This is a genomic window from Rossellomorea sp. SC111, from assembly GCF_024733565.1.
In the GTDB taxonomy this organism is placed as follows: Bacteria; Bacillota; Bacilli; order Bacillales; family Bacillaceae_B; genus Rossellomorea.
Genome location: NZ_JANIOC010000003.1, coordinates 314,461 through 328,343 on the forward strand (window position 1 = coordinate 314,461; position 13,883 = coordinate 328,343).

General features: G+C 44.6%; 14 protein-coding genes and 2 riboswitches. All 14 genes read right to left on the reverse strand.

Going from position 1 to position 13,883, the window contains the following annotated elements; translation table 11 throughout:
* Positions 1–81: 81 nt before the first annotated feature.
* Positions 82–1,155 (reverse strand): homoserine O-acetyltransferase MetX, encoded by a 1,074-nt coding sequence (metX, locus tag NQ095_RS05525; protein ID WP_258262462.1) that lies wholly within the window; start codon positions 1,153–1,155, stop codon positions 82–84.
* Positions 1,156–1,391: 236 nt separating this feature from the next.
* Entirely contained in the window at positions 1,392–2,687 is a 1,296-nt protein-coding gene (locus tag NQ095_RS05530; RefSeq protein WP_258262464.1) for a homocysteine synthase, read from the reverse strand.
* Between the two features lie 148 nt (positions 2,688–2,835).
* A riboswitch (SAM riboswitch) is annotated at positions 2,836–2,954 on the reverse strand.
* An 87-nt stretch (positions 2,955–3,041) separates the two neighbouring features.
* Positions 3,042–4,181: a trans-sulfuration enzyme family protein gene (locus tag NQ095_RS05535; RefSeq protein ID WP_258262465.1), complete on the reverse strand. Its 1,140-nt coding sequence runs from the start codon at positions 4,179–4,181 to the stop codon at positions 3,042–3,044.
* 125 nt (positions 4,182–4,306) lie between these two features.
* Positions 4,307–4,687 carry a DUF302 domain-containing protein gene (locus NQ095_RS05540; protein WP_258262466.1) on the reverse strand — a complete coding sequence of 127 codons (381 nt, stop codon included), beginning with the start codon at positions 4,685–4,687 and terminating at the stop codon, positions 4,307–4,309.
* An 83-nt stretch (positions 4,688–4,770) separates the two neighbouring features.
* Positions 4,771–5,352: a redoxin domain-containing protein gene (locus tag NQ095_RS05545; protein ID WP_258262467.1), complete on the reverse strand. Its 582-nt coding sequence runs from the start codon at positions 5,350–5,352 to the stop codon at positions 4,771–4,773.
* Positions 5,345–5,956, reverse strand: coding sequence for a hypothetical protein (locus NQ095_RS05550; protein ID WP_258262468.1), 612 nt, complete (start codon positions 5,954–5,956; stop codon positions 5,345–5,347). Before NQ095_RS05550 ends, NQ095_RS05545 begins: the two co-directional genes overlap by 8 nt.
* 15 nt (positions 5,957–5,971) lie before the next feature.
* The gene (locus NQ095_RS05555; protein ID WP_258262469.1) at positions 5,972–6,550 is read right to left on the reverse strand and encodes a class I SAM-dependent methyltransferase; all 579 of its coding nucleotides are present in this window, start codon (positions 6,548–6,550) and stop codon (positions 5,972–5,974) included.
* Between the two features lie 210 nt (positions 6,551–6,760).
* Positions 6,761–6,997, reverse strand: coding sequence for a hypothetical protein (locus tag NQ095_RS05560; RefSeq protein WP_258262470.1), 237 nt, complete (start codon positions 6,995–6,997; stop codon positions 6,761–6,763).
* Positions 6,998–7,125: 128 nt separating this feature from the next.
* A riboswitch (cyclic di-GMP riboswitch) is annotated at positions 7,126–7,210 on the reverse strand.
* A 152-nt stretch (positions 7,211–7,362) separates the two neighbouring features.
* On the reverse strand, positions 7,363–8,616 hold the full coding sequence (locus NQ095_RS05565; RefSeq protein ID WP_258262471.1) for a murein hydrolase activator EnvC family protein: 1,254 nt from the start codon (positions 8,614–8,616) through the stop codon (positions 7,363–7,365).
* Between the two features lie 135 nt (positions 8,617–8,751).
* Positions 8,752–9,636 carry a permease-like cell division protein FtsX gene (gene ftsX, locus NQ095_RS05570; protein ID WP_258262472.1) on the reverse strand — a complete coding sequence of 295 codons (885 nt, stop codon included), beginning with the start codon at positions 9,634–9,636 and terminating at the stop codon, positions 8,752–8,754.
* Entirely contained in the window at positions 9,626–10,312 is a 687-nt protein-coding gene (gene ftsE, locus NQ095_RS05575; protein ID WP_060672520.1) for a cell division ATP-binding protein FtsE, read from the reverse strand. The genes ftsX and ftsE overlap by 11 nt, the downstream gene beginning before the upstream one ends.
* A 584-nt stretch (positions 10,313–10,896) precedes the next feature.
* Complete coding sequence (gene cccB, locus NQ095_RS05580) at positions 10,897–11,211, reverse strand: cytochrome c551 (RefSeq protein ID WP_258262473.1); 315 nt, start codon at positions 11,209–11,211, stop codon at positions 10,897–10,899.
* Between the two features lie 76 nt (positions 11,212–11,287).
* Complete coding sequence (locus NQ095_RS05585; protein WP_258262474.1) at positions 11,288–12,160, reverse strand: YitT family protein; 873 nt, start codon at positions 12,158–12,160, stop codon at positions 11,288–11,290.
* 416 nt (positions 12,161–12,576) lie between these two features.
* A protein-coding gene (gene prfB / locus NQ095_RS05590; RefSeq protein WP_258262475.1) for a peptide chain release factor 2 occupies positions 12,577–13,678 on the reverse strand; the annotation gives its coding sequence in 2 pieces (ribosomal slippage) (positions 12,577–13,605 and positions 13,607–13,678; 1,101 coding nt in all).
* Between the last annotated feature and the right edge of the window lie 205 nt (positions 13,679–13,883).

Here is a 13,883-nt window from a genome sequence, read left to right on the forward strand (position 1 = left end):
ACAAAAACGCGCTCAGGCGGTGCGATGTCTTTGCTTATTTAACTATATGCCGGAGGGGGACGAGTTATGATTGGCAGACGATTATTTCATGCCGGTCACGATTTTCTGACCGTGATGGTTTTTGAGATGAGTTGAGATGATCCCGCCCCATTTCTCGAATTCCACAAGAAACCCATCATGACCGAATGCTGTCGGGATAAAGTAATGTTCACCCTTAGGGGCTTGTAGTGTGAATTCCTTTAAATACTGGGGAGAATAAATCAAATCACCTTCATAGCTGATCGATACCAGCTCGCACGGATAGGAATCGGCAACTACTTCCATCCCTCCTCTTCCCCTCCCGATATCGTGGGTATTCATCGCTTTAAGGAGGATAAGATAGCTGTTCGGATCAAATCGCTTTCCGAGTTTCTTTCCTTGATAATCAAGATAGCTTTCCACATTGTACTGCTCATTCGTCCTCTCCCGCTGAAACCTCTGATCAAACAATTCCTGGGTGCGGTACGTCACCATCCCGACCATCCTGGCAATCTCAAGTCCCTTTAAAATGGCTCCATGGGGATAGTGGCCCCTTTGAAAATCGGGATCCCCTTCAATCGCGGTGATCCCGATATGATTGAACGCGAGGCCATAATCATTTAATGCCGGTGAGACGGCGAGAGCGAATACCTTATGGATATACGTCGGGTACAGGGCTCCCCACTCCAATGCCTGCATCCCCCCTAACGATCCGCCGATCACCGCTTCGATGTGGCCGACGGACAGCTGTTGGAGTGCTTCATATTGGGCATGGATCATGTCCCTTATGGTAATCGGCGGGAAGTCCGGTCCGTAACGTTCTCCGGTTTCCGGATTGGTGGACGTCGGTCCCGTACTCCCCTCACATCCCCCTAATACATTGAAAGCAATCACATTGTATAGATCGGTATCAATGTATGAGCCGGGTCCGATCAGTCCATCCCACCAGCCCCGGTCCTCACTCGTCCCTTTCACAATATGGGTGCCGGTGAGGGCGTGGCATACGAGGATGACGGGACCTTCCTTATTGCCGGTCCGTTCATATGCAAGATTCACATTGTGCAACGTGGTGCCTGACTCTAATGTGAGGGATGGGATGGTAATGGAGCTTACTTCGTATGAGTATGAATTCTCCATTCCTCCACCTCCTTTTTTTGGTGTTGTTTGGGATGATGGGACACCCCGGTGATTTGGGTTCACGGTTCAGGTTCCTTTTAAGTGGACTGCGGGTAGCCCGTTCGCTGATATATCCCAAAAACCGCTGATAAAATCAGATTTCCGCTGATATCCCGCTTACAAAGACATTGCATGCCCCCTCATCAGCGTCAAATACCCCATTTTCTCGTGACTTTTTTTCAAATTACTGCTTACTATTACACCCGCGACGTTTCCAGGGCCACTTCAATGGCATGATCCAGATCCTCGATCAAATCTTTCACAGATTCCAACCCGACTGAAAGTCTTACGAGATCCTCAGTGACGCCTGTGGCACGGATTTCCTGATCATTCAGTTGCTGATGCGTCGTGGAAGCAGGGTGGATGATCAGTGATTTCGCATCGCCTACATTGGCAACATGGGACCAAAGGGAAATGTTGTCGACCACTTTGCGTCCTGAATCCCTGCCCCCTTTGATTCCAAAGACGACGATGGAACCTGCTCCGTTTTTCAAATATTTTTGAGCAAGAGCGTGGGATGGATGCTGAGGCAGTCCAGGATAAGACACCCATGCGACCCCGTTATGCTGATTCAGGTGCTCTGCAATCTTCAAGGCATTTTCCGTGTGACGCTCGATGCGGAGGTGAAGGGTTTCCAGTCCCTGCAGCAGCAGAAATGCGTTTTGAGGACTTAAGCACGCCCCGAGATCCCGAAGCAGCTGCACCCTTAACTTTGTGATGAAAGCGGCCGCTCCCACATCCTGTGCGTAGCGAAGTCCGTTATAGCTTCTATCTTCTTCTGTAAATCCAGGAAACCTTTCATGATTCCAATCAAACTTTCCGCCGTCAATGACGACTCCCCCGATGGCCGTACCGTGGCCGCCGATCCATTTCGTGGCAGAGTGGATGACGATGTCCGCTCCCCACTCAATCGGCTTGCACACATATGGCGTGGCAAAGGTGTTATCGATGATAAGCGGGATATGATGATCATGGGCCACTTTTGCAACCGCCTCGATGTCCAGGACGTGGAGGCTCGGATTTCCGATCGTCTCGGCGAATACCGCTTTCGTTTTCGGCGTAATCGCTTTTCGGAAGTTCTCAGGATCAGTCGGATCGACAAAATGAACCTTGATTCCGTATTTCGGAAGAGTCGTAGAGAACAAATTATACGTTCCACCATACAGATTGGTCGCTGCCACGATTTCGTCCCCTGCTCCTGCAATATTTAAAATGGACAGGGAGATGGCCGCCATGCCCGATGACACCCCAAGAGCCCCTATTCCACCTTCTAAGAGGGCAAGGCGCTTCTCCAGCACGTCAACGGTCGGATTCATGATCCGCGTGTAGATGTTTCCAGGTTCTTCAAGGGCGAATAGCTTCGCAGCATGGTCACTGTTGTCGAACACGTACGATGTCGTTTGATATATGGGTACCGCTCTAGAGCCTGTAGTTGGGTCCGGCTCCTGGCCGCCGTGAAGAAGCAGTGTGTCGAAATCGAATGATTTTGTCATTTGTAATTCCTCCTAATGGTTTTGAATTTTGGGATTCTGTTGAACTCAAATAATGAAAAATAGAAGAAGCATAGTTACCTAGAAGATAGAAGAGGATAAAATAAAAAACCCTCTTCCTAAGAAGAGGGTCTAATTGAATAGGGTCCTCCTCTTATCTTTCAGGCAGGTCGCCTGCAGGAATTAGCACCTTTTCATGTGACGCCTGAAGCGTACATGAAGGTTGCCGGGTTTCATCGGGCCTAGTCCCTCCACCTCTCTGGATAAGAGCATTTAATTGTCAAAGTGTAAATTCATGCGTTGAGATGAATTATAAAGGGTAACCAGCCTCAACGTCAAGACTATTTTCAGAATTTTTTATTTTTTAACAGAAGCTGCTATCGCCTCGTTAAACTGAGAAACGATATCTTCCCCATCCTCGATACCTAATGATATGCGCACCACGTGGGTGTTGATGCCGAGTTTTTCCTGTGCTTCTTTCGGAAGGGCACGGTGAGATGTTCCGAGTGGATAGGAAACCGTTGTTTCCACTCCGGCCAGGGACGGGATGATCTTGATCCATCCAAGGGACTTGAAGAATGTGCTGATATCGCAGCGGGCATCGAGTTCAATGGTGACAATCGCCCCATTCCCTTTATCGGATAGATCGGTTGGATAATAGACCCTCTTCACCTGCTCATTGGTGCGCAGTTCATCTGCAAGGGTACCCGCGTTCTTAGCCTGGGTCCCCACACGGAGTGCCAACGTTTTCGCCCCCCGGCATGTGAGCCATGCTTCAAATGGACTTAAGTTCGAACCGATGTTGACGACCTTCTCCCTTGCTTTAGTCACAAGCTCTTCTTTTCCGACTACAACTCCCGCTGTGATATCGCTATGACCGCCGATATACTTCGTAGCGCTGTGAGCGACCAGATCTATACCTTCAAGGAAGGGCTGACGCAGAAATGGAGTAGCGAATGTATTGTCGATCATCGTTTTCAGGCTGTGCTTTTCAGCAATGGCTACCATTCTTGAAATATCTTCTACTCGCATAAACGGATTTGTCACGGTCTCACTATAGAGAAGTTTGGTGTCGGGAGTAAGTGCTGCTTCGATTTCATTATCACTCGTAAAATCAACGAAAGAGGTGGTTATTCCGAATGATTTCAGCTCTTCTTTCAACATATGGAAGGTGCCTCCGTATAAATCCTCCGCCGCAATGATGTGGTCCCCTGACTGGACGACTGCCAGGATTCCAACCAGGATGGCTGACAATCCGGAAGACGTGGCGACACCCGCAGGCGCTCCTTCCAGGTCTGCTACCATCTTCCCTAGTTCATCCGTGTTGGGATTCCCGGTTCTTGAATAAAGGTAAGGGGACTTCCCTTCATAGAAACCCTCCAGCTCCTCCAGAGACGCAAAAGAAAAAGCAGACGTCTGGTAAATCGGCGTCGTCTTACTACGGATTTCCTCTGTTCCTTTCAGCTGACTATGTACAACCTTGGTGGTGAATTTCATTTCCAGTCATCCTCCCTGAATCTATGTATTTTTAAAAGTGTATCATATTCAGAAGATTGTGAGGAGTATGAGGTGTTGGATGCGAAAAAAAGAACCCGTCGCATTCATGCAACAGGTTCTAATCGTCAGACGTTTTCTAAACACCCGATCAGGCGATTTTCGATATCCAACGCCAGCCGTTTCAGTTCATCGTTATCTACCATTTCAATCAGCTTGCTCGGCTTTGCCATACCGATCTTGGTCGTTCCCTCTTCTGTATATACCGTCACTTTACAAGGCAGGAAATAGCTGACCAGCATGCTTTCTTCCAGCACCTTTTTCGCTTCGTGGGGATTACATACTTCCAGTACGACTACCTCTTCATTAAAATCAAGCCCTTTATCCTGAAGCTTGGCGGCCAGGTCAAGATTCCACAGAACCCCGAAGCTTTCTTCTTTCAAGGCTGCTTCTACTGCTGATACCGCTTCTTTCACATTCAATGAAACTTCTTTTGTGTAGTGGAACATTTTGATCCTCCTTTTTGAATCATGGTTACTTATACCTCGTAGCGTATGTAATGAAACGTCCTGCTCGAGGTCCGTCCCTCCCATTATTCCATGTGTTCGACCATTTTACCCATCATTTCTTCGTTCATGGGGCCGACGATTTTGTGCTGGATATGGCCTTTTGTGTCGATCATGTAAGTGGTCGGGATCGTGAATGCCCGGTACTCGCTTCCTAGATCCCCTTTCTCATCCAGTAGGATCGGGAAAGTGAGTTCGTAGCCGTCGACAAATTGCTGTACTGCCTTCTTCCCATCATCCTGTGACGTCAAGTTGACGGCAAGGATTTCGACATTCTCTTTTTTCGCGTTTTTTTCGTAATACTGTTCCATATGAGGCATTTCCGCTTTACACGGCGGGCACCAGGTGGCCCAGAAATTCAGGATCACTTTCTTGCCTTGATAGTCGGAGAGTTTGACTTCTTCACCATCTAAAGTAGTTAAGGCAAAGTCCGGTGCAGTATCTCCTTTGGTAAGTCCCTGCTTGGCATCAGAAAGATCCATGGATTCTTTGGCCAACTGTGCAGCTTCTTCTCTTGCCTTTTTTTCCTGTTGATCCTGGAACAAATTCACAAGGAAGATCCCGATCAGCAGGGCAACGATCGCCAGAGCGAAATTCCGTTTATTCAATGTTCGTTTTCCCCCTTCCGTAGAAAATGATAAGATAAGCCATTACGACGAGATACGTCCAAGTGACAGTTGTAAACACAAAGCCTCCAAAAATGGAATGGAGAAGCAGTTGAAGAAGAGTGAAGACGATCACTAATTGTATAGCCCAAGTATCACGGTCTTTTTCTTTTTTCAATAAAAATAACATCAGTGCACCGTTGATGATAAATTGGATAACCCCTGCAAGAATATCAGTTTCCAGCAAGTGAACGACAAGTTCATAGAAAACGACCGTGCTCATCCAGGAAATGACGAGATGAAATACCGTGTCAGCCCTTTTGAAGAATATGTATAAAAGCACTGTCAACAATCCTAACCAATACCCCCACCTGCCACCATGGAAATAAAGGATCGTTATGGGATGTTCGATGACATTTTGAAAATCAATGATAACGACACTCAGCTTCCAGATGATCAAAAAGTAAAAAATACCATCTGAATACCAGTCACTTGCCTTTCGATTCCAGAAATAAAGAAAGGAGTAAGTCAGAATGAACGAGAGGATGATCGCTCCCCATGTAGCTGGAAAAGTAAAGGAGCCTATGGTGTACCACCTTTCATCCATTTTTTTCTACTCCCTTCAGAGACAAGCGTTTTTCCTCACGACAATATAATAGACGGATGGATCTAGATGTCCTACCGTCGTCTTAAACCCTGCTGAATTGAGCTGACGTTCAAGTTCCTCGGATGGAATACGTTCTTCTATAGGCGGTCCCATTTCAGATTCCACCGCTTCCCAATCAAGAATCAGCCATCGCCCGTCATCCTTCAGCATATCATGAAGATCCTGAAAAACCTTGATCAAATCAGGTACTTCATGTAAGACGAAGGCAGATACGGTCTTATCCAACGTACCTTTGTTGAAGTTTAGGTATTCAAGGGACGATTTTACATACACGATATTATCTATACTTTCTTCCCCAGCCCGGTGTTTCAAGTACTCAAGCATTTCCTGCTGCAAATCTACCGCCTGAACTTTCGTATCTACCTTCTTGGCAATCGGAAGGGTTAAATAACCGTTTCCGCAACCCAAGTCGGCTACGATATCATCGTGTTTCAATTGAAGAAATTCTAATACTTTATCCACAGGTACAAGCTCTTGTCGCTTTGGATCAAGCAGCTTTGAAGCTTTGTGATGTTCAAATAAATGTCCGGTCATGACGTTTCCTCCATTCCGAATATACCCTAATATGTATTAGTATCTTAAATTTCAGTGCTTCAATCAAGTTATTTACTCATAGTGTATCCCTTAACGTAAAGATTACAGACAGTAATGATGTTCATTTTCCCGCAAAAAAGGACCCCTCTCTGAAGGATCCTTTCATATACGAAGTGATAACATGTCCCACCCTGTGTAGAAATCTAATTCTTAAGCTGCTTTCAATCCTTCCAGGATGAGGGTGAAGTATTTGACGGTATCTCCACCGCGTTGATTGATAATGTCAATATCATGAAGGATTTTTTTGACCTCTTCGGGACCGACACAGTCAATAAACATCTCACTCACTTCTTCCGCAGAATACTGACCAATATGTGTATACTTTAATGCCGTGCGGTTCCTTCTGCAGAAACTTCTTAATTGTCTTTTTATATCTGCTAACTCCAACATCATCATCCTTCATACAGATTCAAATCCAACTAACACAAACCTTTCCAGAATTAAAATAACCCACCAAAAAGGCAGGTTGAATGATACTAGAAAAAAGCGAGTTAGTATTCATTGCTTCCATTGTTTTCGGTAACCCGGCGATCATTATTTTAAAATAGAAGACCCGTGGTTTTGCGTCCTAATTTTTCAATTAGTTTGCCATTTTCGAAAATTCATATGAGTATAACAGTCATTATACTAGAAAAAAGAAGGGATGAAAACACTATTCCGTAACATTCAATGAATCAAATACCATTACAAGAAAAATTAACCTACTATTAAATTAATAAAATCCCCGCCTCATGGAAGCGGGGACTAGTTTATTAAAAATTAATATATTGACGTGGGTTTACAGCATTTGAATGTGATGCACTCCATGAACCTCTGTAAAGTTCAAAATGTAAATGCTGTCCGAAAGAATAGCCTGTGTTACCCATGTAACCGATTTGGTCACCTTTGTTCACTGCTTGTCCCTGACTTACTAAAGAAGATGACATGTGAGCATATACAGTTGTGTACATTTGTCCGTTGATAGAGTGAGTGATGTACACTACATTACCATAGCTTGAGCTGTAATGGCTCTTAATGACATAACCATCTGCTGCAGCAGAGATTGGAACACTGCCTCGTGCCGCAATGTCTGTACCATAGTGAAAACGTTGTTTACCGTTTAACGTATCCCAACCGAAGTTAGTTGTGATTGTTCCAGATGCAGGAGCTGTCCATGCCCCTGCACTTACAGGTGCGCTTGGTGCTACTGCTGCCGGAGCTGAAGAAGATCCGCCGCTGCTGCTTGATGTCGCCTGTTTCTGTGCTGCTGCACGTTTCGCTGCTTCAGCTTCCGCCTGGCGCTTACGTTCGATTTCACGTTGACGGGCTAACTCTGCGAGACGTGCTTGTTCAGCCTGGATTTCACCTTCAAGCTGGTGCTCCATTTTAGAAAGCTCATTCGATTCTTGTTCAAGATCTGCTTTCTCCACTTTTAAGGATGCCTGCTGAGCTTCAAGCTGCTTGAATAATTCAGCTTTTTTAGCCTTCTGACTATCTAAGTCTTGTTTTAAAGATTCAAGATTAGCTTTAGAGGATTCGAGGTCACCAAGTTCTTTTTCCACTTCCGCCTGCTTTTTCTCTAATTCGTCTTGATCACGTTTTTGTTCGTCCATGATTTTTTTGTCTGCACTTACAATGGTATTCACTGCTGTCACACGGTTGATGAAGTCTCCGAAGCTCTCCGCTCCAAGAAGTACGTCAAGATAATTGGCAGAACCGCCTTTTTCCTGAATGGCACGAGCACGTTCCTTCAGAAGTTCGTTACGCTCTTCAATCTTTTTCTTTAATTCTTCAATATCCGCTTTAAGCTTATTGATTTTAGCTGTCGTTTCATCAATTTCTTTTGTTTTTTCTGCAATCTTCGTTTCAGTATCTTTTAATTTCGTACTGATTTCAGAAATCTGTGATTGGATGTCTTTCTGTTTACTGATAGTTTGGTCAATTTGAGATTTTTTCTCATTAATCTTGCCATTGACCTCTTCTTTTTTGGATGAAACGTCGTCCTGCTGTTTCTTTAAGTCCTCCACGGAGGAGTTAGCGCTAGCAGTGGTTGCTAACGTTGGTAGACTTCCGATTGTTAATGCTGCTGCAATAGATAATGAAATAAAATACTTCTTGTTCAAGCGGCATGCTCCTTTCAGCTTCTATCAACCTATCAAATTTTACACTTTTAAGAATTTACGAACAGACATAAAGCTTCCCCAAGCCCCGATCAGGCAACCCATTAATAGAATTAATCCGTTTACTTGATAGATAAAGGGGGTAAAATCTAATATCTGAATAAAATTGTTTTGTAGTTTTGGTTCAATAAATCCATAGGCATAGTAGTAACCTGTTGAGACAAGAGCGATCGGGATAATAGAACCTAAAATTCCAAGCCATAATCCTTCTAATATAAATGGCCAGCGTACAAACCAGTTGGTTGCACCCACGAGTTTCATTATCTCGATTTCCCTTCTTCTGGCGACAATGGTAATTTTGATTGTATTTGAAATGAGGAACATCGCCGTGAACAACAGACCGATGATCAACACAAGTCCAACATTCCGACTCATTTCCAGTACATTGAATAATCTTTCAATCTTCGCCTCACCGTAAAGGGCTTCATTGACACCTTCATATTTGCTGATTTGACCAGCGATTCTACCGGTGTCACGCGGATTATCCGCTTTTACGATGAACACATCATATAATGGGTTATCCTGTTCAAATAATCTGAAATCGTCTCCCAGATCTTTGACCAGATTCTGAAGTTCTTCTTCTTTGGAAGAATACTCAACTGATTCCACACCACTTATATTCTGTATCTTCTTTTCTATTTGATCAGTTTGGGATTTTTCAGTACCAATTTCGAGTAAGACACGTACTTCAACGTCTTTCTCAATATCGGTTGCTACCTTGTTCATGTTTAGCATTAAGACGATGAATACACCAACAAGTAGTAATGTCACGGTAACCGCACTCACTGATGCGAATGTCATCCAGCCGTTTCGGCCAATGCTTTTGAAGCTTTCTCTAAGATGGCGGCCATACGTTCTAGCTTTCATAACCGTAATCACCTCGCTGTTCGTCCCGGACAATCCGGCCGTTTTCAATGGCGATTACCCGATGCTTGATCGTATTCACGATTTCCCGGTTATGCGTAGCCATGATCACCGTGGTTCCACGGTTGCTGATTTCTTCAAATATGTTCATGATATCCCAAGATGTTTCTGGGTCAAGGTTTCCTGTAGGCTCATCTGCTATCACAAGTTTCGGCGTATTGACGATGGATCGTGCAATCGATACACGCTGCTGCTCTCCACCTGATAATTCATTCGGCAGCATTCTTGCTTTATGTTTTAACCCTACCAGGTCCAGTACTTCCATGACTCTTTTCTTTATCTGCTTTGGATGTTCTTCTATCACTTCAAGTGCGAAGGCAATGTTTTCATAGATTGTCAGCGATGGTAGCAACTTGAAATCCTGGAATACAACCCCCACGTTTCTTCTTAAGTATGGAACTCTACTATTTTTTATTTTTGCGAGATTGATACCATTTACCACGATATCTCCTTTGGAAGGACGTTCTTCGCGGTACATCATTTTAATAAAAGTAGACTTCCCGGCACCACTCGGCCCCACAACATACACAAATTCGCCTTGCTTGATGTGGACGTTAAAGCCATTGGCAGCCATGACACCGTTGCTGTACTGCTTGTAGACGTCTTTCATTTCTATCATTTTAAAATCACCTAATTTGTATTATGTAGTTACCCTCTTGGCTGTTATCGACATATGTACACGGCACGTAACCAAAGTCGTCTTTATCACCGTTAGACAAAAATTGGTGAAAAACCTCGAATTACGCTTCCGAAAATTATTATAACATCTCTTTATAGTAAGTTAAGGAAAAAAAATATTACATTTACATTTCAGAACCTAAAAAAATGTGAATTTATTACCTGTTTTGTTGTCGATTTTACCTATAATCAGATTAATTTATAGTACTTTTTATCTATTATCTGGTACTAGTACCACATCTTTACATACAGGGGTGTTGTTATGATAAATGCTAAGATGATGGTAATCTGATTAAGTTACTAGGTTATAAGTCTGTTTGTTAGATGGAATAACAATTAAGGGATTTCACGCGAAAGATTTCTGTAACATAGACTTAAAGAAGGAAGCGGGAAAATCTGTGGATATACTAAAATTAACGGTTTATCTTAAAAAAACCTTTGGATATTAATCATTGCAAGTATCCAATTGGCTTATTTCTCTTCAAAAATAAAAGAAGAATCCATTCTTGGATTCTTCTCCCGATCTTATTTCTTCTTCGATAACCATTCAGCCACTGCGTCTGCTTCCTCACCTTCAATGAGTCCAGGAGGCATTTGGCCTTTACCATTTTTAATCGTTTCACGGATTTCATCTTTGCTTAGTTCAGCACCAATATTTTTCAGGGCCGGGCCCATTCCGCCTTCAAGGTTCCCACCATGGCAGCTGCTGCACTTATTATTTACGATTTTCTCAGGGTCTACTCCGCCGGAGCTTGTTTCTGTACTGTCGCCGCCGTCTCCACCGCAGGCTGCCAGTACTAATGAAGCGCCAAAAAGAACACCAAGTAGCTTTTTCTTCATTTATTATCCCCCTAGGAATCCATTTTCAGAGTTGCGGATGTGAGGTCCGTCCCTCTCTTACATAATTATACCAAGTTTAAACCCGTTTGAAACCTTCCCCGAGAACTTCCGAAGCGTCCATTGTGACGACGAATGCAGCGGGGTCAATCGTTTTGACCAGTTGTTTCAGTTTTGTGAATTCTGTCTGGTCGACGACACACATGAGGATCGGCCGCTCGTCATCTGTGTAACCACCGTATGCTGATAGTTTTGTCACTCCACGGTCAATTTTATTCAGAATCCCTTCACGAACTTCTTCCTGGCGATTCGTGATGATCAAGGCCATTTTAGATCTGCTTATCCCAACCTGGACGAGATCGATTGTTTTACTTGTGACATACAAACCGATCAGAGCATATAATCCACGTTCGATATCATAGACGATGGCTGCGGACAGGACAATCATGCCGTCGATCATGGCCACACATGTTCCGAGTGAGAACCCTGTGAACTTATTGACAATCTGGGCGGCAAGGTCCGTCCCTCCAGTGGAAGCTCTTCCACGAAATACGATCCCTAGTCCAAGTCCTACCCCGATGCCCCCGAAAAGGGCTCCAAGCAGGGGATCTTCCGTCCAGGGCTTCCAGTCTTCCGTCAAGAATACGACAAGTGGTAGAAATACAGTCCCGATGGCTGTTTTGACACCAAATTGCAGTCCCAGGAAGATCAGGCCGGCGATGAATAATGGTATATTGAACGCCCACTGAACATATGCCGGCTTCCAGTCAAACAGTCCATTCAAAATCGTCGATATCCCGCTTACCCCTCCGGAAGCTACTTCATTCGGAAGTAAGAACACATTAAACGCAATGGCCACAATCGTTGACCCAAACACAACAAACAAATACTCTAACAACTTTTCTTTCCGCGGATTAAATGCCTGCTCGCGACGCCTTTCCTTCAAACCCATCCAGTACGACTCCTTTAACCTATGTATTAATAGTATGAGTACAAACCCTTCCTTTGATGCAACTCTCCTCGAGGGACGGACCTCTTGATGCCCCGTGTTATTTGTGAAAGAGTATACATATGCATCCAAAAAAAGAAGCACTTCTATTTTTATAAATCCATGATGAAGATGGTGATATAAAGGGCGATCCTTCCAATGAATCCCTCTACATCAACCTTTGAGAGTATAGCATGGGCGCCTAAAGGTGTAAATAACAGTTCAATAACGTGTTAAAGCATTAATGAGGCGGGGCTCGAGGGACGGACCTTGACCGGGAGCAAATTATTGTCCTTATTGTGGGGTTTAGAGGTCCGCCCCTCGAGCAGATTTATAAAACTGACCCCGCCAGTGTTTGGCGGGGTCAGTTTTTTTGTGTATTACTTTATTTTGGATCGCAGGTAGGCGTTGATGAATGGGTCGATGTCGCCGTCCATGACGCCTTGTACGTTTCCTGATTCTGTGTTGGTTCTGTGGTCTTTGACCATGGAGTAAGGGTGGAAGACGTAGGATCGGATCTGGCTTCCCCATCCGATTTCCTTTTGCTCACCACGGATTTCAGCAAGTTCCTGCTCCTGCTCTTCGATCCGCTTCTGGTAAAGCTTCGCTTTCAGCATTTTCATCGCTGACTCACGGTTCTTGATTTGGGAACGCTCGGATTGACACGTTACTACCACATTGGTCGGTAAGTGAGTGATACGGACCGCCGAGTCAGTCGTATTGATGTGCTGTCCACCAGCCCCACTGGCACGGTACGTATCGATTTTCAGATCTTCCGTACGAATGTCGATTTCGATTTCTTCATTGAATTCAGGCATGACTTCACACGATACGAAGGAAGTGTGACGACGGCCGGACGAATCGAACGGTGAAATACGAACAAGACGGTGTACACCTTTTTCAGCTTTCAGGTAGCCGTATGCGTTGTGGCCTTTTATCGCTAACGTTACACTTTTGATTCCCGCTTCATCCCCTGGAAGGTAATCAAGGGTTTCCACCTTGAAACCGCGTTTTTCTCCCCACCGTGTGTACATGCGGAGAAGCATGGAACCCCAATCCTGGGACTCGGTTCCGCCTGCACCGGGATGCAGTTCAAGGATCGCGTTGTTTTTATCGTGTTCTTCGCTTAGAAGAAGCTGTAGCTCGTAGTCATTTAAACGTTTGATCAAGTCAGCAAGCTCTTCTTCCATGTCCTTTTGCAGTTCTTCGTCCGGTTCTTCTTTGACTAGCTCAAGGGTCAATTCGAGGTTCTCTTGGGATTCAAGCAATGATTTGTATTCATTGACAAGTTCCTTCAAGCCGTTTCCTTCATTGATTAGTCCCTGGGCTGTTTGCTGGTCATCCCAGAAGTCGGGCTGCACCATGATTTCGTCAAGTTCCTGGATTCTGGCCTCTTTGTTTTCTAAGTCAAAGAGACCCCCTGAAGTCCGCTAATGTCTTAGCTGATTTTTCTAACTCTGCTCTGATTTCTGATAGTTCCATGTGTGGTCACCTCTATAGTTATTTGGGTTGTTTTGTAAAAGTCATTTTGGAGTTTATATTAGATAGTGGTGTGATTTCCGCTACAGGTGCTCGCTTTCCGCGGGGCGTGAGTTGAGCCTCCTCGGGCTTGCACTGGTCCCATAACGTTGGACACTTAAATTTCTAAGCAGCTAATTCAGTACTTACTCGATAAGCTACCGGACTT

Bases quoted from the DNA above. Each gene is read 5' to 3' on its own strand.
- metX (WP_258262462.1), bottom strand. From the start codon at position 1,155: ATGGAGAATTCATACTCATACGAAGTAAGCTCCATTACCATCCCATCC.
- NQ095_RS05530 (WP_258262464.1), bottom strand. From the start codon at position 2,687: ATGACAAAATCATTCGATTTCGACACACTGCTTCTTCACGGCGGCCAG.
- NQ095_RS05535 (WP_258262465.1), bottom strand. From the start codon at position 4,181: ATGAAATTCACCACCAAGGTTGTACATAGTCAGCTGAAAGGAACAGAG.
- NQ095_RS05540 (WP_258262466.1), bottom strand. From the start codon at position 4,687: ATGTTCCACTACACAAAAGAAGTTTCATTGAATGTGAAAGAAGCGGTA.
- NQ095_RS05550 (WP_258262468.1), bottom strand. From the start codon at position 5,956: ATGGATGAAAGGTGGTACACCATAGGCTCCTTTACTTTTCCAGCTACA.
- NQ095_RS05555 (WP_258262469.1), bottom strand. From the start codon at position 6,550: ATGACCGGACATTTATTTGAACATCACAAAGCTTCAAAGCTGCTTGAT.
- ftsX (WP_258262472.1), bottom strand. From the start codon at position 9,636: ATGAAAGCTAGAACGTATGGCCGCCATCTTAGAGAAAGCTTCAAAAGC.
- ftsE (WP_060672520.1), bottom strand. From the start codon at position 10,312: ATGATAGAAATGAAAGACGTCTACAAGCAGTACAGCAACGGTGTCATG.
- cccB (WP_258262473.1), bottom strand. From the start codon at position 11,211: ATGAAGAAAAAGCTACTTGGTGTTCTTTTTGGCGCTTCATTAGTACTG.
- NQ095_RS05585 (WP_258262474.1), bottom strand. From the start codon at position 12,160: ATGGGTTTGAAGGAAAGGCGTCGCGAGCAGGCATTTAATCCGCGGAAA.